Origin of the sequence: Anaerotruncus massiliensis (ex Togo et al. 2026) (genome assembly GCF_900199635.1) — a bacterium.
GTDB lineage: Bacteria > Bacillota > Clostridia > Oscillospirales > Ruminococcaceae > Anaerotruncus > Anaerotruncus massiliensis.
The window spans coordinates 2,933,879-2,958,008 of sequence record NZ_LT962687.1; the positions used below are offsets into that span (position 1 = coordinate 2,933,879).

The 24,130-nt window shown below is 58.7% G+C and carries 27 protein-coding genes and 1 tRNA gene; 16 read left to right on the top strand and 12 right to left on the bottom strand.

Annotated elements, in window-relative coordinates; genetic code table 11:
• Positions 1–26: 26 nt before the first annotated feature.
• The 8 genes from C1A13_RS14115 to C1A13_RS14150 form a co-directional block, all read right to left on the bottom strand.
• On the bottom strand, positions 27–251 hold the full coding sequence (locus C1A13_RS14115; RefSeq protein ID WP_101553065.1) for a hypothetical protein: 225 nt from the start codon (positions 249–251) through the stop codon (positions 27–29).
• Positions 238–462, bottom strand: coding sequence for a hypothetical protein (locus C1A13_RS14120; RefSeq protein ID WP_101553066.1), 225 nt, complete (start codon positions 460–462; stop codon positions 238–240). Before C1A13_RS14120 ends, C1A13_RS14115 begins: the two co-directional genes overlap by 14 nt.
• 463 nt (positions 463–925) lie before the next feature.
• Complete coding sequence (locus C1A13_RS14125) at positions 926–1,330, bottom strand: NusG domain II-containing protein (protein ID WP_101553067.1); 405 nt, start codon at positions 1,328–1,330, stop codon at positions 926–928.
• A complete protein-coding gene (locus C1A13_RS14130) occupies positions 1,327–2,037 on the bottom strand; it encodes a PHP domain-containing protein (protein WP_101553068.1) in 711 nt (236 codons plus the stop codon). Before C1A13_RS14130 ends, C1A13_RS14125 begins: the two co-directional genes overlap by 4 nt.
• A 34-nt stretch (positions 2,038–2,071) precedes the next feature.
• A complete protein-coding gene (locus C1A13_RS14135; protein WP_172439302.1) occupies positions 2,072–2,410 on the bottom strand; it encodes a hypothetical protein in 339 nt (112 codons plus the stop codon).
• A gap of 14 nt (positions 2,411–2,424) precedes the next feature.
• A complete protein-coding gene (locus C1A13_RS14140) occupies positions 2,425–3,747 on the bottom strand; it encodes a [Fe-Fe] hydrogenase large subunit C-terminal domain-containing protein (RefSeq protein WP_101553070.1) in 1,323 nt (440 codons plus the stop codon).
• A 48-nt stretch (positions 3,748–3,795) separates the two neighbouring features.
• Positions 3,796–4,221, bottom strand: a complete 426-nt coding sequence (locus tag C1A13_RS14145; RefSeq protein WP_101553071.1) for an ATP-binding protein — start codon at positions 4,219–4,221, stop codon at positions 3,796–3,798.
• A complete protein-coding gene (locus tag C1A13_RS14150) occupies positions 4,214–4,570 on the bottom strand; it encodes a DRTGG domain-containing protein (protein WP_101553072.1) in 357 nt (118 codons plus the stop codon). Before C1A13_RS14150 ends, C1A13_RS14145 begins: the two co-directional genes overlap by 8 nt.
• Before the next feature lie 307 nt (positions 4,571–4,877).
• On the opposite strand from C1A13_RS14150, the gene C1A13_RS14155 reads away from it, so the two are divergent.
• From C1A13_RS14155 to C1A13_RS14175, 5 genes are read left to right on the top strand one after another with little or no spacing between them, the layout of a single operon-like run.
• Positions 4,878–5,372, top strand: a complete 495-nt coding sequence (locus tag C1A13_RS14155; protein WP_101553073.1) for an NADH-quinone oxidoreductase subunit NuoE family protein — start codon at positions 4,878–4,880, stop codon at positions 5,370–5,372.
• A gap of 4 nt (positions 5,373–5,376) precedes the next feature.
• Entirely contained in the window at positions 5,377–5,931 is a 555-nt protein-coding gene (locus C1A13_RS14160) for an ATP-binding protein (RefSeq protein WP_101553074.1), read from the top strand.
• 43 nt (positions 5,932–5,974) lie between these two features.
• The gene (locus C1A13_RS14165; protein WP_101553075.1) at positions 5,975–6,355 is read left to right on the top strand and encodes a (2Fe-2S) ferredoxin domain-containing protein; all 381 of its coding nucleotides are present in this window, start codon (positions 5,975–5,977) and stop codon (positions 6,353–6,355) included.
• A gap of 18 nt (positions 6,356–6,373) precedes the next feature.
• Positions 6,374–8,161, top strand: coding sequence for an NADH-quinone oxidoreductase subunit NuoF (locus C1A13_RS14170; RefSeq protein ID WP_101553076.1), 1,788 nt, complete (start codon positions 6,374–6,376; stop codon positions 8,159–8,161).
• 19 nt (positions 8,162–8,180) lie between these two features.
• Positions 8,181–9,935, top strand: coding sequence for an NADH-dependent [FeFe] hydrogenase, group A6 (locus tag C1A13_RS14175; protein ID WP_101553077.1), 1,755 nt, complete (start codon positions 8,181–8,183; stop codon positions 9,933–9,935).
• Positions 9,936–10,291: 356 nt separating this feature from the next.
• Here C1A13_RS14175 and C1A13_RS14180 read toward each other — a convergent pair whose 3' ends face one another.
• Complete coding sequence (locus tag C1A13_RS14180; protein ID WP_101553078.1) at positions 10,292–10,519, bottom strand: helix-turn-helix domain-containing protein; 228 nt, start codon at positions 10,517–10,519, stop codon at positions 10,292–10,294.
• Between the two features lie 102 nt (positions 10,520–10,621).
• Between C1A13_RS14180 and C1A13_RS14185 the strand changes: the two genes are divergently transcribed.
• Positions 10,622–10,858, top strand: coding sequence for a helix-turn-helix domain-containing protein (locus C1A13_RS14185; protein WP_101553079.1), 237 nt, complete (start codon positions 10,622–10,624; stop codon positions 10,856–10,858).
• A 531-nt stretch (positions 10,859–11,389) separates the two neighbouring features.
• Here the strand turns inward: C1A13_RS14185 and C1A13_RS14190 are convergent.
• Both C1A13_RS14190 and C1A13_RS14195 read right to left on the bottom strand, forming a co-directional pair.
• Entirely contained in the window at positions 11,390–12,337 is a 948-nt protein-coding gene (locus tag C1A13_RS14190) for a transketolase family protein (protein WP_101553080.1), read from the bottom strand.
• Positions 12,338–12,339: 2 nt separating this feature from the next.
• A complete protein-coding gene (locus tag C1A13_RS14195) occupies positions 12,340–13,182 on the bottom strand; it encodes a transketolase (protein WP_101553081.1) in 843 nt (280 codons plus the stop codon).
• A gap of 213 nt (positions 13,183–13,395) precedes the next feature.
• On the opposite strand from C1A13_RS14195, the gene C1A13_RS14200 reads away from it, so the two are divergent.
• The 10 genes from C1A13_RS14200 (at position 13,396) to C1A13_RS14245 (ending at position 23,307) form a co-directional block, all read left to right on the top strand.
• Positions 13,396–13,484 (top strand) — tRNA-Ser (locus C1A13_RS14200).
• Between the two features lie 258 nt (positions 13,485–13,742).
• Positions 13,743–14,378 carry a recombinase family protein gene (locus tag C1A13_RS14205; RefSeq protein WP_101553082.1) on the top strand — a complete coding sequence of 212 codons (636 nt, stop codon included), beginning with the start codon at positions 13,743–13,745 and terminating at the stop codon, positions 14,376–14,378.
• A 62-nt stretch (positions 14,379–14,440) separates the two neighbouring features.
• Complete coding sequence (locus tag C1A13_RS14210; RefSeq protein WP_242970883.1) at positions 14,441–15,058, top strand: KilA-N domain-containing protein; 618 nt, start codon at positions 14,441–14,443, stop codon at positions 15,056–15,058.
• Between the two features lie 285 nt (positions 15,059–15,343).
• Positions 15,344–16,303, top strand: a complete 960-nt coding sequence (locus tag C1A13_RS14215) for a hypothetical protein (RefSeq protein WP_242970884.1) — start codon at positions 15,344–15,346, stop codon at positions 16,301–16,303.
• Positions 16,304–16,305: 2 nt separating this feature from the next.
• Positions 16,306–16,788: a hypothetical protein gene (locus C1A13_RS14710; RefSeq protein ID WP_146021737.1), complete on the top strand. Its 483-nt coding sequence runs from the start codon at positions 16,306–16,308 to the stop codon at positions 16,786–16,788.
• Entirely contained in the window at positions 16,775–18,811 is a 2,037-nt protein-coding gene (locus C1A13_RS14715; protein ID WP_146021738.1) for a hypothetical protein, read from the top strand. Before C1A13_RS14710 ends, C1A13_RS14715 begins: the two co-directional genes overlap by 14 nt.
• A gap of 883 nt (positions 18,812–19,694) precedes the next feature.
• Positions 19,695–20,231, top strand: a complete 537-nt coding sequence (locus C1A13_RS14230; RefSeq protein ID WP_101553085.1) for a helix-turn-helix transcriptional regulator — start codon at positions 19,695–19,697, stop codon at positions 20,229–20,231.
• A gap of 219 nt (positions 20,232–20,450) precedes the next feature.
• Positions 20,451–21,071 (top strand): hypothetical protein, encoded by a 621-nt coding sequence (locus C1A13_RS14235; protein ID WP_101553086.1) that lies wholly within the window; start codon positions 20,451–20,453, stop codon positions 21,069–21,071.
• Between the two features lie 56 nt (positions 21,072–21,127).
• Positions 21,128–21,748, top strand: a complete 621-nt coding sequence (locus tag C1A13_RS14240) for a hypothetical protein (protein ID WP_101553087.1) — start codon at positions 21,128–21,130, stop codon at positions 21,746–21,748.
• A 224-nt stretch (positions 21,749–21,972) separates the two neighbouring features.
• On the top strand, positions 21,973–23,307 hold the full coding sequence (locus C1A13_RS14245; protein ID WP_101553088.1) for a hypothetical protein: 1,335 nt from the start codon (positions 21,973–21,975) through the stop codon (positions 23,305–23,307).
• 118 nt (positions 23,308–23,425) lie between these two features.
• Here C1A13_RS14245 and C1A13_RS14250 read toward each other — a convergent pair whose 3' ends face one another.
• A complete protein-coding gene (locus tag C1A13_RS14250) occupies positions 23,426–24,124 on the bottom strand; it encodes a Crp/Fnr family transcriptional regulator (protein ID WP_101553089.1) in 699 nt (232 codons plus the stop codon).
• Positions 24,125–24,130 lie beyond the last annotated feature (6 nt).

Here is a 24,130-nt window from a genome sequence, read left to right on the forward strand (position 1 = left end):
CTGCGGTCCATTCTTTCCGTCGGAAATCAAAGCGCGGCGACCGCGGCGGAGTTGAAGTTCTGCCAGAAGCCCTTGTCCTCCACCGCCTCGCGGAACTGGATAAACAGAAAAACGCCAACGATCAGCACCGCCCCCGCGATCACCGCGGCGGTGATCCAGCCCGCGCGGCGGCGCGCCCGGTGGCGGTTCTGCTCCCGGCGTTTAATCTTATCGAAATCGATGATCTTGCGGTCGGGGTCACTGTTGTTCATCGGCAAAGAACATCCTCCAGATCAAATAGGCATAGGAAGCGACGGCCACGACCCACAAAACCGGCGCGAGCTTCTTCAGGGGCTTTCCGAAATATACCCCGAGCAGCGCGCCGATCGACAGCAGGCAGGTCTTGAAGATCCCAACGTCCCGGACGGAAAAGCCCCGGTACCGTTCCATTCCCCAGTCGATCACCCTTTGCACCGCGTCCATGGCAATGCCTCCTTCTTTGACAGTCGTCCCGGCGGGCAGTCCCCGCCCCTATGGAAAGTCTATCACAGTTTGTCCCTTTTTTCAACCGGGGGGAACTTTTGAGAAGGTTCCCCCCAGACCCCTTCAAAGCGCTTGGGGGGACCCTTTTGAAAAAAGGGCCCCCCGGACCCCCTCCGAAAACTTTTGGCGCAGGCGGGGTGCCCGGAGAAACCGCAGGCGCGGGCGGTGCGGCGGGGAGGGGCGCTCGGGGGAACCGCTTACCTCTAGCTTTCCCGCCCGGCGGCCGGTTCAAACGTCAAATTTTGAGCGCGGCGAAAAAGGCCGGGCGGCGGAAAACGACGCCCCTGTGGGGGCGTCCGTGAAGGCGGCGCCTTCGCGCGCGCGGCGAAGCCGCGCGGTTTTCCGCCCGGCCCGCGTTCCCGCCGCGCGCTCCGTCAGCCGTCCCGTCCGGGAGGCGCGTCGTCTAGGGGTGGTCCGATTCGGTGATCCACCGGACCCCGCCGTCGGGCGGCAGCTCCCCGCGCGCATAGCAGACGAGGGCGGTGCGGTTGGGCATGCAGACCGCCCGCTCGCCCGGCGCGCCGCACCAGCCGGTGCGCTCGCAGATGTGGTCGGGGCAGGTGACCTCGACAAAGCGCACCCGCCCGTCCGCGACCTCAAAGGAGACGGGCCTGCCCGTCTCCTCCTCGATGCGGAAGGTGTAGGGCCGCGCGGTCCTGCTGAGGTCGATGCGGCAGAATTCCGTCCCATCCACCGAGACGACCGCCACCGTGTCGCCCGAGCGCGGCCAATAAAAGAAAAGCGCCAGTCCGGCGCACACGGCGACCACCGCCGCGAGGATGATCCATTCGGTTTTTTTCATTTTCATGCGAGGCGCTTCGCCAGCCCTTCAAAATCCACCGTGTCGAGATGGATGCAGTGTTCCCGCTCGGAGATGTTTTCGAGGTAGTGCGCGTCCGAGCTTGTAACGATAGCGTACCCCTCTTTGTACGCCTGATTCCTTCCGTCCGCGAAGAACGCCTCCGGGTCCGCGACCTCGAGGGTGCGGAAGGCACATTCGGGCGGGATGAACCCGAGGTTGGAGAGCACGCTGTTGCTCGCGCGGTCGATGTGCGCGGGGTAGCAGAACCCGCCGTACCCCTTGACGAGCGCGGGCAGGTCGGAGATTTCGATCGTCGTCGCGTTGATGAGCAGCTTTTGCTCGATGCCGGTGGGTTCATCCCGCCGATCGAGGATCTGCTGCGCGCCGAAGATCTCGGGGACGTTATCGATGTCGGGCAGGCGGCCGTGCACATACCCGTCGAAATCCATCGCGTTCTCCAGCGCGGGAAAGAGGCAGACGACGTGCACCTCCTCGGCGGTCGTCAGCTCCATGCCCGGCAGCACCGCAAGGCCCGACCCCTCGGCGGCGCGCATGAGCGCCGGGCAGTTTTTGCAGGAGTTGTGGTCGGTCAGCGCGATGAGGTCGAGCTCCTTCAGGAGCGCCATGTTGAGGATGTTGTTGGGGGTCATGTCCATGTCCCCGCAGGGGGAGAGGCAGGAGTGGATATGCAGGTCGTAGAATACCGGACGCATCGGCTCGCCTCCTCTCCCAAAATCGCCCTTCCCGCTAGGCCCCGGCCATGCGGGTGTGGATGTCCAGCGCGGCGTCGAAGACCGGCTTCTCCGACCAGAGCACCGCGATGTCGTTTTGCTCCGCCTTCTTTTTGGCGTCGTCGTCGAACGCCGCGCCCTCGGCAAGCACCACGCACGCCACGTCGGCCAGCAGCGCCACCGCCATCGCGTTGACGTTGCCCATGACCGTCACCCACGCGCTGTCCGCGGGGGCGCGCCCCATCACAAAGCTGAGCAGGTCGCAGCTGTAGACGCTTTCGATCTCCCGGCCGAGGGAACCCTCCCCCGCGAGGATTTTAAGCCCGGCCTGTGCGGCCAATTGTTTTACCGTCATATTGGTCCCCCCGGTCATTCCTTTTCTTCGGTTTCCTCCGCCGCGACCTTGGGCATCACGCTCGACAGCCGCCGCAGCCCCTCGGCCATCCCGCGGATCTCCTCGCGCAGCTTGAAGATGCACGCCTCCTCGGTGGCGAAGCCGCGCACGATGTCCTCGGCGAGCGCCTTGCAGGAGGGCGCGCCGCACGACCCGCAGTCCATGCCGTAGAGCCGCCCCTCGATCTCCCGCATCATCTTCATCTTTTCCATCGCGGTGCGGATGTCCGCGTCCAGTTCGAGCACCGGCTCGTATTCGACCGGCGCGTCCCAGGTGTAGGGGGCGAGGCTCTCCTCCTCGAGGTGGTTGCAGGAGACGGGACGGTATTTGCGGATGCGCTTGAGCTTGGCCTTGGCGACGTAGGGGTTTTCCACCCCGAGCACCCCGCCGACACAGCCGCCCGAGCAGGCGTTGAGCTCGACGAAGTCGAGATCGTAGAACTTCTCGTCCTCGAGGTCCTCGAGCACACGGATGACGTTTTCGATGCCGTCGGCCGCGAGGTACCGCTCCTTGAGCGCGGCGGCGGCCTCGCCGCCGCTGCTGCCCCAGCCGATGCCCATCCGGCCGGCCCCCGCCATGTCGACCGAGGCGGGCACCTTGCGCATGAGGCTGATCAGCTTGGGGTAGACCTCCCGGATGGCGAGCACCGCGTCGACGGCGCTCTTCTCGGTGCCCAGCGGCATCTTGACCGCCGTCACCTTCGCCGGGCAGGGGGAGATGAAGATCGCGCCGATCTTTTCGGGCGGAAGGCCCGTCTTTTCGGCGGCGCGCGCCTTGGCCACCCGCGCGGCCACCTCGATGGGCGGATGCAGCGGGAGGATGTTGTCGATGAGCTCGGGGAAGCGCACCCGGATGAGCCGCAGCACAGCCGGGCAGGCGGAGGAGATGACCGGGCGCTTGATGTCCTCGCGCATCATGTACCGCCGGGTCGCGTCGCTCACGAGCTCCGCGGCGCGCGCGACCTCGTAGACGTCGTCGAACCCCATGAGGGTCAGCGCCCCGAGTATGAGGTCGATGTCGTCGAGGTTGTTGAACTGCCCATAGAGGCTCGGCGCGGGCAGCGCGATCTTATATTCGAAGCTGTCCATCACCGAGATGGGGTCGAAGATCGCCTGCTTGGCGTGGTGCGGGCAGACCCGGATGCACTCGCCGCAGTCGATGCACCGCTCCTTGATGATCTTCGCCTTGCCGTTGCGCACGCGGATGGCCTCGGTGGGGCAGCGCTTGACGCAGTTGATGCATCCGTGGCACTTGTCCCGGTCGAGGGTCACCGAGTGGAAAAAGTTTGTGGTATCCATCATGACGGCCTCCCAGATAAATCCTGCCCGCTCCGGGGGGAACGCGGATCAGGCGACGTACACCTTCATGTTGACGGTGGTGCCGACGCCGACCTCGCTGATGACCTCCATCTCGTCGGAGTATTTCTTCATGTTGGGCAGGCCCATGCCCGCGCCGAAGCCGAGGTTGCGCACCTCCTCGGGCGCGGTGGACCAGCCCTCCTGCATGGCGAGGGAGATGTCCCGGATGCCCGGGCCGTGGTCGGCCAGCCGCATCGTGACCGCGTCGGGCGTCACCTCGACGGTGATCTGCCCGCCGCCGCCGTGGATCACCATATTGATCTCCCCCTCGTACATGGCGATGGCGACCTTGCGCACCACCTGCGGGGAGAGGCCCAGCTTTTTGAGGACCCCCTTGACGTCGCTCGACGCCTCGCCCGCGCGGGTGAAGTCGTCGCCCGGGACGTCGTAGGTGAGATTGATCGTATCAGACATCGGTTTCACAGCCACCCTTCAAGCCGTTGTCGTAAAGCAGCCCGCAGGCGGTAAACATGCGGTAGGGGGTCGAAAGCACGGCGATCCCCCGCTGGCGCGCGAGGGAGAGGATCTGTTCGTCGGGGCGCTTGCCGCGCACGAAGACGATGCAGACCATATCCATCATTTCGGCGGTGCGCACCACCTGCGAGTTGACGAGCCCTGTGAGCAGCACGCTCTGGTCCTTGACATAGGCGAGCACGTCGCTCATCATGTCGCTGCCGCAGGCGGTATGTACCTCGGCTTCCATCGAGTCCCCCTCGCAGAGGACCTCGGCCTTGAGAATCCTGGCGATATCGCTGACTGTCATGGGCCATTGCTCCTTTCGGAAATCGGAAAAGCGGTCGGTCTATACCTGAATATTATATCATTTTGCGCGCGGGGCCGCAATGACCGGCCCACCAAAATCCCCCGCCAAAAGCTGTGGAATCTGCGGAGGGGGCGGGAATTGGAAAAGTCCGGAAGGGCTTGTCGAATTGTCATGAAAAACGCCGCGTTTTTGCGAAAATTCAGGGGGATTCATCTGGACGGCATTATGATTTTCTGTTATAATCATAACAATTCTATAATGGTGCCGTACGCCCTGAGCGTATGGCAATGCCAAGGAGGTAAGACAGATGGCGAACACGAAAACCGTGGTCCCCTTCACCGGCACCGCTGAGCAGGAACAGCGGCTGCAGAAGGTGATCGAGGAGCACAAGGGCCAGAAGGGCGCTCTGATGCCGGTTTTGCAGGGCGCTCAGGAGATCTACGGGTACCTTCCGATCGAGGTGCAGAAGATGATCTCCCTCGGGCTCGACATCCCGCTGGAGGAAATCTACGGGGTCGCGACATTCTATTCCCAGTTCACCCTCAACCCCAAGGGACAGTACAAAATCTCCGTGTGCCTGGGCACCGCCTGCTACGTCAAGGGTTCGGGCGATATCTTCCAGAGGCTCCAGGAGAAGCTCGGCATCCAGTCCGGCATGTGCACGCCCGACGGGAAATTCAGCCTCGACGCCTGCCGCTGCGTGGGCGCCTGCGGCCTTGCGCCGGTCCTGATGGTCAACGACGAGGTCTACGGCCGCCTGACGGTCGACGACGTCGACACCATCCTCGCCAAATACCAGTAACGCCATGCAGGAGCTTTCGCTGAACGTGCTGGACATCGCGCAGAATTCGGTCCGCGCGGGCGCCTCGCTCATCGAGATCACGGTGGACGAACAGCCCGCCGCCGACACCCTCACGATCACCGTGAGGGACGACGGCTGCGGCATGACGCCCGAACAGGTGCGGCGGGTCACCGACCCGTTCTTCACCACCCGCACCACCCGCAGGGTGGGGCTGGGGGTGCCGTTCCTCAAGATGGGCGCCGAGATGACGGGGGGAAGCCTCTCGATCGAATCGGAGCCGGGGAGGGGCACCGCCGTGACGGCGGTCTTCGGCCTCACCCACATCGACCGCATGCCGCTCGGCGACATCGCGGCGACCGTCGCCTCGCTCGTGCAGTGCAACCCCGACATCGATTTCACCTACACCTTCCGCCACGGGGCGGGGGAGTTCACCGCCGACACGCGGGAATTCCGGCAGGTGCTCGACGGCGTGCCCCTCTCGGAGCCGTCGGTGGTCGGGTTCATCGGCTCGTTCATCCACGAAAACACGCAGGAGGTTTTAGACACGCAGGCGTCCTGACGGCAGGACGCGCAACCACATTGTGGACGGAGGAATCTTACATATGAAAAGCTTAGCGGAGCTTCAGGCTCTGAGGGACAAGGTCAAAACCAACATGGGCATCCGCGCGGACGACAGCGGCAACACCCGCGTCGTGGTCGGCATGGCCACCTGCGGCATCGCCGCGGGCGCGCGCCCCGTGCTCCAGGCGTTCACCGAGGAGGTCGCCAAAAAGAACCTCCAGAACGTCACCATCGCCCAGACGGGCTGCATCGGCATCTGCCAGTACGAGCCGGTCGTCGAGGTCTTCGAGCCCGGCAAGGAGAAGGTCACCTACGTCAAGATGACCCCTGAAAAGGCTTCCCAGATCGTCCAGAAGCACCTGATCAACGGGCAGGTCGTTCAGGAGTACACCATCGGCGCGGTCGCCGGCAGCAAGCTGTAAGAAAGGAGGAAGCGCACCATGTATCGTTCCCATGTGCTTTGCTGCGGAGGTACGGGCTGTACGTCCTCCGGCTCGGCAAAGATCATCGAAGAGTTTGAAAAGGAAATCGCCGCGACCGGGCTCACCGAGGAGGTCAAGGTCGTCAAGACCGGCTGCTTCGGCCTCTGCGCGCTCGGCCCCGTCGTCATCGTCTATCCCGAGGGCTCCTTCTACTCCCGCGTCAAGCCGGAGGACGTCAAGGAGATCGTCGACGAGCACCTGCTCAAGGGCCGCATCGTCAAGCGCCTGCTCTACACCGAGACGGTCGTCGAGGACAAGATCAAATCCCTTGACGAGACCGACTTCTACAAGAAGCAGAAGCGCGTCGCGCTGCGCAACTGCGGCGTGATCGACCCCGAGGACATCAACGAATACATCGCCTACGACGGCTATATGGCGCTGGGCAAGGTCCTCACCGAGATGACCCCCGAGGACGTCATCGAGACGCTCAAGGTTTCCGGGCTGCGCGGCCGCGGCGGCGCGGGCTTCCCGACCTGGCTCAAGTGGAACTTCGCCAAGGCCCAGCCCCCCGGACAGAAATACGTCTGCTGCAACGCCGACGAGGGCGACCCGGGCGCGTTCATGGACCGCTCGGTGCTCGAGGGCGACCCCCACTCGGTGCTCGAGGCGATGGCGATCGCCGGCTATACGATCGGCGCGAGCCAGGGCTACATCTATGTGCGCGCCGAGTACCCCATCGCGGTCAAGCGCCTCGAGATCGCGCTGAACCAGGCCCGCGAGATGGGCTTTTTGGGCAAGAACATCTTTGAGACCGGCTTCGACTTCGACATCGACATCCGCCTGGGCGCCGGCGCCTTCGTCTGCGGCGAGGAGACCGCGCTCATGACCTCGATCGAGGGCCACCGCGGCGAGCCGCGCCCCCGTCCGCCCTTCCCGGCGGTCAAGGGCCTCTTCGGCAAGCCCTCCATCCTGAATAACGTCGAGACCTGGGCCAACATCCCCCAGATCATCTTGAACGGCCCCGAGTGGTTCGCCTCGATGGGCACCGAGAAATCGAAGGGCACCAAGGTCTTCGCGCTCGGCGGCAAGATCCACAACACCGGCCTCGTCGAGGTCCCGATGGGCACCACCCTGCGGGAGATCGTCGAGGAGATCGGCGGCGGCTGCCCGAACGGCAAGAAGTTCAAGGCGGCCCAGACGGGCGGCCCCTCCGGCGGCTGCATCCCGGCCTCCCTCATCGACACCGAGATCGACTACGACAACCTCATCGCCATCGGCTCGATGATGGGCTCGGGCGGACTCATCGTCATGGACGAGGACAACTGCATGGTGGATATCGCCAAGTTCTTCCTCGAGTTCACCGTCGACGAGAGCTGCGGAAAATGCACCCCCTGCCGCATCGGCACCAAGCGCCTCTATGAGATGCTCGACCGCATTACCCGCGGCGAGGGCAAGATGGAGGACCTCGACAAGATGGAGGAGCTCTGCTACTACATCAAGGAGAACGCGCTGTGCGGACTCGGCCAGACCGCTCCCAACCCGGTGCTCTCGACGCTGAAGTATTTCCGCGACGAGTACGAGGCCCACGTGAAGGAAAAACGCTGCCCGGCGGGCGTCTGCAAACACCTGCTCCAGTACCAGATCGTGGCCGACAAGTGCAAGGGCTGCACCCTCTGCGCGCGCAACTGCCCGGTCGGGGCCATCGCCGGCACCGTCAAGAACCCGCACGTCATCGACCAGTCCAAGTGCATCAAATGCGGCGCCTGCATCGAGAAATGTAAGTTCGGCGCGATTGTGAGAAAGTAAGAAAGGAGCGTGCCTGGATATGGAAAAAGAAATGGTTAATATAAAGATCAACGGTATGCCCTTGTCCGTGCCGAAAGACAGCACCATTCTGGAAGCGGCCCGCTATGCCGGCATCCAAATCCCGACCCTGTGCTATCTCAAGGAGATCAACGCGATCGGCGCCTGCCGCATCTGCGTGGTTGAGGTCAAGGGCGCCAAATCCCTTGTGGCCGCCTGCGTCTACCCGGTCAACGAGGGGATGGAAATCCTCACCCACTCCAAAAAGGTCTATGCCTCCCGCAAGATCACCCTCGAACTCATCCTCTCCACCCACAAGAAGGAGTGCCTCTCCTGCGTGCGCAGCGGAAACTGCGAGCTGCAGAAGCTCTGCCACGACTTCAAGGTCGAGGATGAGCACCGCTATGAGGGCTCCAACCCCGAGTGGCCCAAGGACGACAGTGCGGTCCACATGGTCCGCGACGACAACAAGTGCATCCTCTGCCGCCGCTGCGTCGCCGCCTGCTCCAAATGGCAGGGCATCGGGGTCATCGGCCCCAACGAGCGCGGCTTCAATACCCACATCGCCTGCGCCTTCGAGCAGAACCTCAGCGAGGTGGCCTGCGTCTCCTGCGGGCAGTGCATCGTCGTCTGCCCGACCGGCGCCATCTATGAGAAGGACCAGACCAAGGAGGTCTGGCGCGCGCTGCATGACCCGACCAAGCATGTCGTCGTCCAGACCGCGCCCTCCATCCGCGCCACGCTCGGCGAGGCGTTCGGCATGCCGATCGGCACCAACGTCACCGGAAAGATGGTCGCCGCCCTGCGCCGCATGGGCTTTGAAAAGGTGTTCGACACCGACCTCGCCGCCGACATGACCATCGTCGAGGAGGCCCACGAGCTGGTGGAGCGCATCCAGAACGGCGGCGTGCTGCCGATGATCACCTCCTGCTCGCCCGGCTGGGTCAACTACTGCGAGCATTACTTCCCCGACATGATCCCCAACCTCTCCACCTGCAAGTCGCCGCAGCAGATGTTCGGCGCCACGGTGAAGACCTGGTATGCCCAGAAGATGGGCTGGGATCCCAAGGACATCTTTGTGGTCGGCATCATGCCCTGCACCGCCAAGAAGTTTGAGGTCCGCCGCGACAACGAGGACGCCGCCGGTTCCGGCATCCCCGACGTGGATATCTCGCTGACCACCCGCGAGCTCGCCCGCATGATCGACCGCGCGGGCATCGACTTCACCGCCCTGCCCGACGAGGACTTCGATTCCGCCATGGGCGAATCCACCGGCGCGGGCGTCATCTTCGGCGCCACCGGCGGCGTCATGGAAGCGGCGCTGCGCACCGCGGCCGAGTGGGTCGGCGGCAAGCCTCTCCAGGACGTCGAGTTCAAGGAGGTCCGCGGCACCGAGGGCATCAAGGAGGCCAGCTACCAGATCGGCGACCTGACGGTCAACGTGGCGGTCGCGTCCAGCCTCGCCTGCGCCCGCAAGCTGCTGGAACAGGTCCGGGCGGGGATGAAGAACTACCACTTCATCGAGATCATGGGATGCCCGGGCGGCTGCGTCAACGGCGGCGGCCAGCCGGTCCAGCCCGCGAGCGTCCGCAACTTCGTCGATCTCAAGTCGCTCCGCGCCAAGGCGCTCTACGACGCCGACGAGGCGAAGCCCCTGCGCAAGAGCCATGAGAACCCCGAGCTGCTCAAAATTTATGAGGAGTACTTCGGCGAGTTCGGCAGCCACCTCGCGCACCGCATCCTCCACACCACCTATGTGGAGCGGCCCCACTTCTGATTCTTACGTGAAAAGCCCCCGGGAGCGACTGCTCTCGGGGGCTTTTCTTAGATTTTCCGCCCAGTGGGGCGGAGGGCTTTTTCGCGCCTCATAGAGGCGCTCTGAATGTGCCGCCTTCGGCGGCGGGGATTGCCGGGTCCCGCCCCGGCGGGCGGGGTACTTTCTTTGCGTCAAAGAAAGTACCCAAAGAAGGACGCTCAAGGGGACTTCCGCCAGTCCCCTTGAGAATCCCCCGGGAGTACCTTGCCAGTACCCGCCGGTTACCGTCACTCCCCACAGGTCACTAGCTGAAGGCTCAATTCAGGTTGCGGACGCTCCCAACGGGAGGGGAACGGCCCCTGTCGCCGGCGGAGGACTCAGCCCTCCGCCTTCTTCGGCGGATATGGGGTCGGCTCGTCCGTCAAATCAAGCAGATAGTCCACGCTTGTCCCGAAATAACGGGACAGAATTAGGAGCTTTTCTACCGATGGGGTACGCTCTCCGCTCTCATATCGGGAGAGCATCGCCTGATCAATCCCGGTTTTCATCTGGAGCTGGATCTGCGACAGACCGTTTTGTTCCCGGATATACCGCAAGTTTTTCATATCCTCCGCCCCCTTTATGCCATTATGTCATATTTTATTCTTGACATTTATACCTGTATGTCATAACATAAAATTATACCTATTTGGCATAAGGAGGGCGTTATGAAAGTTTATCATCATTTGGCGGAGATTCGGAAGGAGCGGGGGCTGACGCAAAAGAAAATCGCCGAGGTCATCGGGGTTTCCGAGGGCACCTATGGCCGGTATGAGCGGCGGGGCGGCATTCGGGTAAGCCATATTGACGCGCTGGCGGATTTTTACGGTACAAGCACCGACTACCTGATGGACCTGACGGACACCCAAAAGCCCCATCCGCGGGCCCCAAAGCGAAATAGCTAATCCGCGCGCCAAGCGGGGTAGCCGTGCCTCCCCAGCCGCACCGGTAAAAGCGTTCCGGGGGCTCACCCGCAGAAGCGTTGCGCCTGCGGCTAGGCGGCTGGCGGGATGCTGTAGGCTTGTTCGCTCATCCGTGGCGGGGCGCCGCCGACTTTGGCCGAAGGCCAACCGGAGGCGGCGCGGGGGTCAAAGGGATTTGGCCGCAGGCCATCCTTATAGAGAATCCGGCCCGCAGGGCCGGGTCCGCGAAGCGGACTCAAGCCGGGGCCGCGGGGCGGAGCGCCCGCGAGCGGCCGTCGCGCGTAGCGCGCTCCGGGCGCAGCCCGGGCAGGCCGCCTAAGCCCCTCGTGCCCTTCTTTGGTTCCTTTCTTGGGCAAGCAAGAAAGGAACTCGCTGTCGGTCGACTACCGGCAAACTGTGCCGCTCGCTGAGCGGTAAGTCTAAGGATCGCTGTCGGCTGGCCGCCGACAACCTCCGCCGCTCCCCGAGCGGCAAAGAAAAGAGCCGCCCTGACGGGCGGCTCATTATTTTTTGTTACTTTTTCAAAGCAATCGCGGCGCGGGCTTTTTCGGCGATGCCCTCGGGGGTGAGGCCGTAGGCCTTCATGACGAGGGGGGCCTTGCCGGAGCGGCCGAACACGTCGTTGACGCCGTGCTTGACGACCGGAGTGGGGCAGGTCTCCGAGAGGAACTCGGAGACGGCGGAGCCGAGGCCGCCGATGACGTTGTGTTCCTCGCTCGTGACGATGCAGCCGGTTTCCTTCGCGGCCTTGAGCACGAGCTCGGTATCGAGGGGCTTGATCGTGTGCATATCGATCACGCGGGCGGAGACGCCCTCGGCCTTAAGCAGGTCGGCGGCCTTGAGGGCCTCCTGGACCATCATGCCGATGGCGATGATCGTGACGTCGCTTCCGTCCACGAGCTGGATGCCCTTGCCGATCTCGAACCGATAGCCGGGGATGGCGTCGGTTACGGTTTCGACCGCAAGGCGGCCAAGGCGCATATAGGCCGGGCCATCATAGTTGAGGAGCGCCTCGACGGCGGCGGTCATCTCGTTGCCGTCGCAGGGGCAGAGCACCGTCATGCCGGGGATAACCCGCATGAGGGCAAAGTCCTCGATGCACTGGTGGGTGGCGCCGTCCTCGCCGACCGAGAGGCCGCCGTGGGAGCCGATCACCTTGACGTTGAGGTGGGGGTATGCGATCGAGTTGCGCACCTGCTCATAGGCGCGGCCGGCGGAAAACATCGCGAACGAGTTGGCAAACGGTTTTTTGCCGCAGGTCGCGAGGCCCGCCGCAATGCCCATCATGTCCGCCTCGGCGATGCCGATATCAAAAAACTTCTCCGGATACGCTTTCGCAAAGCTGTTGGTCATCGTCGCGCCCGCAAGGTCGGCGTCGAGCACGATCAGGTCGGGATCGCTCCCGCCGAATGTCACAAGCGCCTTGCCGTATGCGGCGCGGGTTGCAATTACCTCTCCCATGATTAACCCTCCAGACCTTTCAGGGCCGCTTCCAGTTCCGCGCGGCCGATCTCATACTGCTCGTCGTTGGGCGCCTTGCCATGCCAGCCCGCGTTGTTCTCCATATAGGAGACGCCCTTGCCCTTGACCGTCTTGGCCAGGATCATCGTGGGCTTGCCCTTGCAGGCCGCCGCCGCGTCAAACGCGTCGGAAATCGCGCAGTAGTCGTGCCCGTCGATCTTGATCACGTTCCAGCCGAACGCTTCCCACTTTTTATCAAGCGGCTCGGTGGGCATGACGTCGGAGGTGGAGCCGTCGATCTGCAGGCCGTTGACGTCGATGACGCCGCAGAGATTGTCCAGGCCGTATTTGGCCGCGGCCATGCCGGCCTCCCAAATCTGGCCCTCCTCGATCTCGCCGTCGCCCATGACCGCGTAGACGCGGTAGTCCTTCTTGTCGAGCTTGCCCGCCAGCGCCATGCCGACCGCGACCGAAAGGCCCTGTCCGAGCGAGCCGGTGGACATATCGACGCCGTTGACGTGCCGCATCTCGGCATGTCCCGAAATATGGCCCTCAATGCTGCGGAAGAGCTTTAAATCCTCCTCGGGGAAGAAGCCGCGCAGAGCGAGCGTGGGGTAGAGAGCGGGGGTGCAGTGTCCCTTGGAAAGGACAAAGCGGTCCCGGTCGGGATTCTTGGAATCCTTGGGGTCCACCCTCATCTTCTCGAAGTAGAGGACCGCCAGAATATCAGCGACCGACAGCGATCCGCCGATGTGTCCCGAAGCGGCGGTATGTACCGCGTCCAGTCCCGCGAGGCGGATTCTGGTCGCGATAATGGCCAGTTCCTTCGCGCGTTTTTGATCCATTCACGTTCATTCCTTTCACCATACAAGTCCAATCTTTGCGGCGCCGGCACCGTGGCGCCGCCAAATGACAGCACCTTTATCATAATACAGATTCCCCGAAGAATCAATAGAATTCCCCCGCGCGGGCGTCTATTTTTTGCGCGCCGGCCGCCCCGGAAGGTGAAAAATGCGTTGACTTCGGACATGCGATCTGATATAATAATATCCTGTTATGGAAGCGTATCGAAGTGGTCATAACGGGCCTGACTCGAAATCAGGTAGACGGCAACGTCTCGTGGGTTCGAATCCCACCGCTTCCGCCAACAATACAGACCTGTTTTTTATTGAAAGATAAAAGACAGGTCTGTTGCTATTTTATAACATTGTTCTGGAGAAACTATAGTATAACGATCACGTTCTGCCACATGTAAAAACATTTTATTTAACTTTTGAATTTCACCATTATTTAATTTAGCGTCTGCCTATATAGTCTCTGAGAATCTTCAAACACGCAGATAATTATATTTGGAGACCATTATAATATGCTTATTCGTACCATTTAGGAGAAAGGTCGATCAATCATGGGTTTTATCCCGTATGGATTTGTGCAGAAACCTACCGGCATTTTCGTCGAACCACAGCAGGCAAAAATAGTCCGGCAAATCTATCAGCGATATCTGGAGGGCGACAGCCTCGAAGGTATCGCTGATTTTCTTTTTCAGGAGGGTATCCCCTCCCCACAAGGGAAAGAACGATGGACTCGCCCGGTAATCAATAACCTGCTTTCTAATCAAAAGTACATCAGCCACATTATTGACTTCGGAAGTTTCTTCATGGTGCAAGGTGAAAAGGGGAGACGCAGTAATATAGACGAAGACACAGGCAAACGAAGGGCCGCTCGGTACAGTTCACAGAACGTACTGAGCGGCCTTTTGGTTTGCGCGGAGTGTGGTGCCAACTATCGACGTATCACCTGCCCTTCAGGTGACGTTGCTTGGCGCTGTGCAAATCGTGTGGAGCATGGTAAACGAATCTGCAAGCACTCCCCCTCTATATCAGAGGAGAGCATCAAGGAGGAGCTGTGCAGAAGATTGGAAATGGGTAGCTATGATGAATGGATGGTTGCAGGAACCATAGACACGATTCTCATTCAAGGAGATGGCGTTCTGAAAATAGAGTACAAAAGGCAGGAATTCTCTCAAACTATGAGAGACTGAGACTATCTTTGTAGGAACTCGTCTGGTATAATATCCCTATAAGCATTTTTACATGGAGAGGGGTGTTTGCCATCACGGATCGTGAGACGCAGATTGAGGCGTTGTGGACCTATGAGGTATCTACCGAAAAGGTGCTCCGGCGGGCAGTGAAAAAAGGCTTCATTACCCAGGAAGAAGCGGATGAATTTTCTGAAAGGCTTTTTGAACAGCTTAATACGGATGATATCCCTGACTTTCGCCTCTCTCATCTCGGCGAGAAAATGCGGATGGAGGACATCCGCGTGAACCCTTATGTATCACTAACTGAGATTGCAAGAGAAAAGAAATCTTCCAGCCCCAGTTACCTGATTCAGAGTTGGCTGCGGAGCAGTACCACAATTGAGTACCTGCGGGTGTGGGAGAAAATCTACAACCCCAGATTCCAGGAAGATGCTTGCGATCAGCTCATAGAGGAAGTCCATAAGACAAGCACAACTATGACGCCGAGTCTCTGGGTCAATACGACAAATGCATTGGGAATTAAATCGAGCCGTGGCAGGGGCGGCGGGACGATAGCACATCCGGAGATTGCGGAAGCTTTTCGAGCGTGGCTGTTCCCGGAGTATATGCTCAGACTTGTGAGATGGTATCGAATGTATCAGCATGAGAGTGATAGGATAGCGGGAGAGGCAATTGAGTAACTTCTAACTATAGCAATGACAGGAAGGCACATAGAATGTAATATAAGTTTTTTCAATTGTAAAGGAGGATTTTTGATGTGACTGTTCAGAATCTTCCGAAGATAGGTGATAGACTATTTTTAATGCATAAAAAGGTAGTAGTAATTAAAGTCTATTCGTTGTTCAGTATTATCAAGGTACGCTACACGGAAGAAACCAAGGAATTTTGTGTAGATGCCTGTGCTCTGACCAATGAGCCAGTCTACACAAATTCAATTTCATTGAAATTGTTAAGGGGGAATTGCGGTGAGTGACATCATGAGCTTCATTGAAGGATATATGACAGGCAATGCATGGGAAACTCTATGTGTTCAGTGCTACCGCCTTCGCTATCAAAGCGACGACTACACCGCTATTCCTGCAGTCCAAGGCGGCGATGCCGGGATTGAAGGGTTTACCAACAAGGGAATCGTTCATCAGTGTTACTGCCCAGAGCGCCCTTATTCCGATAATGAACTTTATACTCATCAAAGGGAGAAGCTAACAACTGACATTGAAAAACTCATGAAGAACGCCAACAGACTTCGGGCGCTTGGAGTTCCCCCCGTTACTGAATGGCACTTAAATATTCCTGAGTATAAGGACTCTCGAATTCTTGCCCATGCAGAAGCCAAGCGGCAGGAAGTGATAAAAGCAAAGAAAGACAAGCCCACAGACTATGTACACATTGCAGACAGTTTTCGTATTGTCATTAAAACAGCGGAGGACTTCACACCAGAAATCAGTCGAATTATCCGTACAACGCTAACAGACATGAGACTCAATTTAGCTATTCAGCATTCGGATACACCTGATTGGTCAAAATGTGATTCTGAAAAAGTGGAGAACATACGAAGGAAAATCAAGGCGGTAATGCTTGTCTATGATGACACTAATGAAGCGCTTAACCAGGTGGTGGGTATTTATGTTGATTGTTATATTAGTGGGCTGGAAATAATGAATAGTCTGCGTATTAATTTCCCGGAAATATACGAAGACATTTTTCAGCTTGAACAAAGTTATAAACGTGAAGTGTCATTAAAAACGCTCATGAACACAGACAGAGCTATGAATCGTTTATTATTTGATAATATTCTCAACGATTTTCAATCTAAGTTAGAACGGGATTTTTCCAGAAGATTTACTCAAGCATCAATTGGCGAATTAAAGCAGGACTTGGTGGCAAGCTGGCTGGCTGATTGTTCAATGGAGTTTAGGAGTGATTGAGTATGGAGGATATATCTTTACAATACGACAATATTGTTTTTGACGCAAAGCCAGATGCAGTTCCTTTTAATTATCGTATTAGCTATAAAGTCACCCAGCTTTGTTTAATCATGCGCATTTGCGGTCGGGGAAACGTTTGTTCACTAATAAAGCTTCATATGATTTCATTTGCCTTAATCTCGCAGGTCAATTTGATGAGACTCATTGAGTTTGCCGAAGGGACAGGCAGTGTGCCCATTGTTCGTTTTGACCCAGCTGTTAACAGAGCCCTTACATACGCAATAGCTTATGGATTAATTGAACGACAACAAACCGCAAAATATAAACTAACTGATCGTGGTCAGAGACTCGCAGAACAGATAGCAGTTGTTGGTGATCTCATGGTCGTTGAAATAAGCAATTTAAAATTGCTTGCAAAAAAGCTAACAGAAACTAAAGTTAACGAAATAGTCGATAAATGGAGAGTTAAAGATGCTGAGAATTAACAGGCTAAGGGTTGAGATTAACACAGCCAACGGTGTGTACGGGATTGACGAGTCATTTCGAGATGGATTGAATTTTGTTGCAAGTCTTGATAATACTTGTGGAAAAAGCTCCATTCTAGCAGCTATTTATTATTGCCTTGGCTTTGAACAAATTCTCGGTGGTGTAGGCGGTATTGGTAGCAAAGTTCTAACATCTGCTTTTAAAACAACTATTGAGGATAACGGTACGCCATGGACGGTGACTGAGTCTGGCTGTTATCTTGAAATCAGTAACGGAAATGAGACTCGAACAATTTACAGGAATATTAAATCAGAAAGCAAAGATAACCGCCTTATGACTGTTTATTATGGCAGTTACGATTCGATTGGCGATCACAAGACAGTATCCGAGGATTATTATGTTAATATTCAGAATGCCGCAATAAGCGAAAAGGGCTTTCATACGTTTCTCGAAGAATTCCTTCATATGAATCTTCCACTGGTTCGGACATCAGATGGCAATGAGCGAAAGCTATACCTTCAGGTAGTCTTTGCATCTATGTTTATTGAGCAAAAACATGGTTGGTCCGACATCCTTTCCGGGATGCCCATATTTGGAATCCGAGAATCTAAAAAACGGATTGTAGAATATGTATTAGGTTTGGACACTTTGAAAAATGAAAAGGAACGAGATCGACTTAACGCTGTGAAAGCACAGCTTGAACGGGAATGGGAGCAGTTGATTTCTGACATGGAGCAATCTGTTTATTCAGAATTTTGTGAAATATCAAATCTCCCAATGCATCCACGGGTTTTATCAGACACTGATTATTCGAGAATAATTGTTACTGTTTCAGGTTCGTTATCCATTACAGACGAAATACAGGTGCTGACCGCTGAGTACAATGACTTGCATCGATTAAAGCCTCGCGTTCATGATAATTTTGAAGCACTTAACAGTGAACTTTCCGAAACGCAAACTCAAATACTCGCTTTTGAAAGTCGACTTCAAGACATATTGAGAAACTTAGCAAGTCACACCGAGGCGATTAAGCGACTGAATGCTGATTTAGAAATCGTAAATTCAGATATACGCAATAATAACGATGCAGCACGGCTTCAAAAATTTGGCTCCGAAGCAACAGAAGGCGATATTTCAGTAGATGTATGCCCTGTTTGTAAACAGCATATTCAAGATAATTTGCTTAATGTAGAAGCCATAAGTGGCTTTATGAGCATTGAAGATAACATCAGACACCTCAAGGAACAAAAAAAAATGCTGGAATTCACATTGGGAAGTCGCAAAGAATCCCGCGATAAGTTGCATAGGGAAAAAGAAAACCTTGAGGCACGGCTACAAGCACTTCGGCGTTTGGCATATACACTCCGTTCAGATATTTTTACCACCACCGATACAGAAGCATCGGAAGCAATTATGCTCAAGCGGATTGAGATTACCAATCGCATCGAGCGGCTATCAAAGTTAGAAAACACCATTACCACATTGACTGAACGGCTAAGGGAGTTGTCAAGGGAATGGAATACATATCTTGACCAACGGGGTAAGTTGCCGAAAAAAGATATTACTGAGTCGGATGCGGAGAAAATAGCTTTACTAAAAAAGAATTTTATCGACAATCTCAAGCGGTATCATTACAGCAGTTTGTCGAGTTTTGAGGGGATTGATATCTCTATTGATTCATCACTTCTTCCAACTATAGACGGCTTCGATATGAAATTCGACTCGTCTGCCAGCGACGGTATTCGTGTTATTTGGGCTTTCACGATGGCACTTTTACAAGTGTCTATCGAGAAAAATGGTAACCATCCCGGTGTGATTGTCTTTGATGAACCAGCACAGCAAAGCATCGTGTCAGAAGACATGAAAAGCTTTATTGCTTCAGTCGCAGATATTAGCAAATCATTACAAATTATTGTTGCTATTACTTTAAACAGTCAAGAGCTTATTGACATCATCAATGAGTTGGATATTTCAAGCTACCATAAAATTACTATTGAAGGAAAGGCATTCAAACTATTATAGCGCAAAAGACTTGCCCTCCGGAAGTTTTTGAATTGAAAATTTTTCATCTTTAGGTCAGCGAATTTCGAAGTCCTTTTTAAGCGTATTTCTCTTGGCAGTAGTTTCTCATTATGTTTAATATGAGATGCATCAATTTAAAGGCATAATCATTAACTCCCAATGCTTTTGAGCAAATATCGATTTTGCATGGTAGTGGCAAATAAAAGCAGCCAGTCGAAAGACTGGCTGCTTTTATTTGGCGCCTCTGCGGCAGGTTATCCCCTCCCCGACCAGGCGTTGCCTCCCAGTGGAAACCGGGAATCCAAACGGAACACTCACGCAAAAAGAAAAGGCGCCAGCCTGCGGCTGGCGCCTTTTCTTTTTGGTCGAGCGGGGCGGCGGCCCGCAGGCGAAACGCAGCGTGTCTGTTTTTCCGGAGGTCCCCATGATCGGCGGGTCCCGCTTGTAAGAGCGTTGCCATGCCGGAAAAAACCGCGCGTTTCCACGGCTAGCTGTATTCTGCCAGATACGACAGCACAATAATATGGTATAATTTAACAAATATCGGCTTCAAATCGATAAAGCGCAAAACGCGGGAAGGGGAGGACCCTGGCGGGCGGTTAAAACTCGGATCGTAAATCAGATAAGGAGGATGTCGCAATGAATCACCAGGCATTGGAAAAAGAGATCTTACGCTCCTGGAAGAACTGCGCCCGGGCGGGGCTGTCGCCCGACCAGCCGACTCCCTCCCACCCCCTGAAGGACCGGCAGCTCGAACGCCTGCGGACCGAGCACGACCGGGCCATCACCGCGCTGGAGGCCAGCATTTCGGAGGTGCGCCGCGAGCTCCCCGACCACATGGCGTTTTTAATGACCGACGCCCAGGGCATATTGGTAAAAAAAAATGCCGCCGGACGGGCGGTTTCCCAGTCTGGACGAGGGCGTCTCCTTTGCGGAGCGGTACGGGGGAACCAACGCGATCGCGCTCTCGCTTCGGCTGCACAGGCCGGTTCGGACGGAGCCCCAGCACCATTACTGCGCGTTTCTCAGCGGATGGTATCTCTGCGCGCTCCCGCTCCGTCTATCCACGCAGACGCTCTGCCTCGCCATTGTGACGGAGCGGGAATCCATCACCCGGCTCCACCTCACGCTGCTCGGCCTCCTCTCCCAGACGGTGTCCCACCGGTACCGGGAGAGCCTGCTCAGCCGCACGCCGGAACATCCTCCCGTCCGCCTGAGCGCACAGCAGCGGGCGGTCCTCCTGTGCCTCGCGCGGGGGATGACCGAGAGGGCGGCCGCGGCGCAGCTGCATCTGTGCGAGGACACAGTCAAGTACCACAAGCGGAACCTCTTCCGAATCTTCAGCGCGCCCTGCAGCGTCAGCCTGGTGGTGAAGGCGCTCCAGAGCGGCGCTTTTTCTTTGGAGGAGATCGGTGTTTGAGGGGCCGCGCCGCGGGACTGCCCTTTTGGGCAGCCGGCGGGAAAAGCCGCCTCCCCACCCGTTTGGGGGTATGGCGGGGGAGAGGGTCCGGCGCTATACTTGCATCAAGGTTTAAACCTCCAGCGTTCCCGCCGGACCGCCGGCGGCCCCTCGCCCCTCTCCGGCGGGAACGAACGGGCGCCCCGTCTTTGGAAACACCATTTTGTTAGGAGGTATGGTATGCCTGGCGACGTTCAAATCACCTATACCAACCAGTCCATGAACCTGGACCAGCCCAAAGTGTTCCTGTTTACGAGGAACGAGATCCCCACCTTCGACAGCCTTAAGAACGGCGTTGCCTGGAAGGTCATCGAGCGGGTGGGGCGCGGGTCCTCCTGCGTCTTTCCCTTCCCCGAGGAGACGGAGATCTGCGCCAGCTGGAACAACGGGACCTGCTCGACCATCCGTCTGAAGGCCTTCAGCGGACAGGGGTACTGCGTATCCCGGGATGAGACGGGGATCGTTCTTCTGGCGGACGGGAACGGGGCGAACCCCCGCTCGCTGGATGTGCGCAACGACGTCCACGTCCCCAACGGCGTCAGCGTGGACCTCTACAAGGACGGCCGCATCATGATGAGCGAAAAGATCGTCGCCTACGACCAGAAGGCGACCTTCGTGGTCCATCCCAAGCTGTACTGGGGCCTCGCCTCCGAAATCCAGGAGGGTGAAACCATCGGCTCCGCCGTCCTCAACTCCAGCCGCTTTTTCGAGCTCGATCTGGAGGGCATGTCCAATGTGGTCGTGGGCCTGCACGGCAACGCGGAGGACGGCTACCGGTTCCGCGTGGAATCCAAGTGGTGAACCCGCGCCGATCCCCGCACGACCAACACCCAATACATATGGAAAGGATGCTATTCATGCCGAATACAATCAAAATCCACTACGTGAACAAATCCATGAACCAGGATATGCCCAAGATCTTCATGTTTATGCGCAACGAGATCCCGACCTTCGACGCCCTCAAGGACGGCGTCGCGTGGAAGGTCATCGAAAACGTGGGCCGCGGCTCCTCCTGCAACGTGCTCTACCCCATTGAGACCATGGTTTCCGCCTCCTGGGATGAGCGCACCTGCCAGACCGCGATGATGCAGTCCACCATCGGCAGCCGCTACACCGTGCTGCAGGACGAGACCGGCATTACCATCACCAACGACGGCAACGCCGGAAACACCCGCTCCATCGACGTGGCCAACGACGTCCACGTGGAGGGCGGCATCAGCGTCGACCTCTATAAGGACGGCAAGCTGATGATGACCAAGAACACCGTCGCCTACGGCCAGAAGGCGACCTTCGTGCTCCATCCCAAGCTGTACTGGGGCCTGGCCTCCGAAATCCAGGAGGGCGCGCAGATCAGCTCCGCCGTCCTCAACTCCGACCAGTTCTTCGAGCAGGACCTCGAGGGCGTGTCCGAGGTGACGGTGTCCCTGTACGGCAACGCCGAGGACGGCTACCAGTTCAAGCTCGAAAACCAGCGCTGATCCGCCGGCCGGCCGAGGAACCTCCGGGGCCGTCCCAACGGCGGCAAAAAGCTGATAAGGCAGCGGCAGGCTGCGGCCAGTTCCTCTCCGGCCGGCCCGGGTCCGGTCCGGCCGCGGGGGCCGGCCGCGGCCTGCCCTTTCCCTGCGCGGCCCCGGTCCCGGCGGCCCCCGCAATCACCGCCCGGGGCGCGGACCGATTCTGCCAACGACAAGGAAGTGAGACTATGGGAAAATACGCAAAAATACAGTTGATTCCGTGGGAGGTCTATACCGGGCCGGTTTTCGACGGCCAGTGGCGGGCGGTGGACTACGCGGGCATCAAGCGCCCGCTGGGGGACCGGCGCTGGGACGTGCTGAGTCAGTGCGTCGACATCAGCGCGCGCTGCGCGTTCACGCAGATGGCGGTCGAGCGGGCGTTTGAAGCCGCCGACGCGAGCGAGGAGGTCCTCAAAATCTTCATCGCCCCCGAGTTCCTCTACCGCGGGGGCGGGGGCGCGTACCTGCACGACCTGATCAACGGCTGGAGCGCGGCCTGCCCCTTCTCCGACTGGCACCTGCCCCTGCCCTACGGCGGCCCCTGGCCCGGGCTGTTCGGAAGCCTGCGGGCGCTGGTGGCGGAGGAGCGGTTCAAGGACTGGCTCTTCGTCTTCGGCACCGCTGTGAGCGCGGGCTTCCGCGCGCACAACGGCATGATCCTTCGGGTGGGGGCGGGCGAATCGGCGGGGGGCGCGCCGCCGCCCGCGGTCTGCTTCAACAACGCGCTCATCCAGTGCGGCGGATGGGGCCCGCTGGAGGCGGCGCGCGCGCCCCACTCCTACGTGACCGGGAAGCATTTGCAGTCCGGCATCGACTTCATCGAGTTCAGCCTGGAGGGCTGCACGGTCAACGACAGCGGCAACGTGGAGCCGGCCAACGACCAGTCCATCAGCGTGCTGGACAACATGCTGGTCGAGGAGGGGTCCGCGGTGATGGGCTTTCCGCACATCCGGCACCTGGACGGCAGCATGATCAAATTCGGGGTGGAAATATGCCTCGACCACGCGGCCTGCGGCGGGCGGCCGGACTACGGGCGGCTGGCCTACTGGGGCGAGCGCGTGGATATCCAGCTCGTGCCCTCCTGCGGGATGACGCTGAGGCCTCATTCCGTTTCCCTGCGGCAGCACAACCCGGATACGCCGGACGCTTACGCCTTCAACTGCGACGGTCTGGTCACCCTGCGGACGGCACAGGACGGCTACGGGACCCATCTCCAGCTTTGGGCGCAGGACACGGCGGGGGCCTGCCACACGCTCATGGAGGTCGGCAACGGCTGCGACCCGGACGACCCGGACCACATCCCTGTGGGAGAATCGGTGACGGTGACGGCGGATTGGCCGACGGACGCCGTGCTGCTCTGCGATCCCGCCGAGATCCCGGGCTACCTGCTCTGGGCCAGCATGGGGGAGCCCGACCCCGGCGCCTATGTCGACCCCTCTGTCCTTTCCTTCCAGTGGCCGGCCGGCGCGGGATATGTCCGCCCGCTGCCCCCTCTCGACCTCTCGCCCGAGGGCGGGGATTAGCGCTCCCCGGGCCGCTTCACAGGCCGCTTTCCCCGCGCCGCGCGGGACGGCGGAAAAGCCGCGGGGCCGTTCGGCCCCGCGGCTTTTTGCACCCGTCTCAGATTCTTTACCCGCGCCGTCAGAACAGCTCCGCGTCCTCCCGGTCCCGGGGCCGCAGCAGGCGGAAATGGCTGCGGCGGGTCTCCAGCAGCCCCTCCCCCCGCAGCCTGGACAAGGCGGCGGACATCGCGCTGCGCTCCACGCAGAGATAGTCCGCCAGCCCCTGCCGGTCGAAGGGGATGTCGAATTCCCTGCCGCCATGGGCCGCCGCCTCCTCCGACAGGTAGGAGAGCAGCTTCTCCCGGGTGGTGCGCTTGGAGAGGTGCCTCAGCCTGCGGTTGAGGAGCAGGTTTTTGTCCGCCAGCACGGCCAGCATGTTCCGGACCAGCCGCGCGTGAAAATCGCAGGCCGACGGACAGGCGGTAATGATTTTCCGGTAGTCGATCAGCAGGACGCGGCAGTCCGACGTTGCAAGCACGCTGACCGGGAGCGTCCGCCCGCCGCCCGACGCGCAGGCAAACGCCTCCGCGAAGAGATCCCCCGGCGCAAGGGCGGTGAGGATGGTGCGGGCGCCGGAAAACTCCTCCCGCAGGACCTGCGCGCGCCCCTCCAGCAGGACGCCGACCCGGTCGGCGGGCTGGCCCGCCATCAGGATGAATTCCCCGGCGGGATAACGCCGGTGCACGGCGCCGAGGCAGCCGAGCATCCGCTCCCACTCGTCGGGCCGAATCCCGTCGAAAAGGGGGACGCTCCGGAGAATGGCTTCATGGTCGTTCATTTGGCG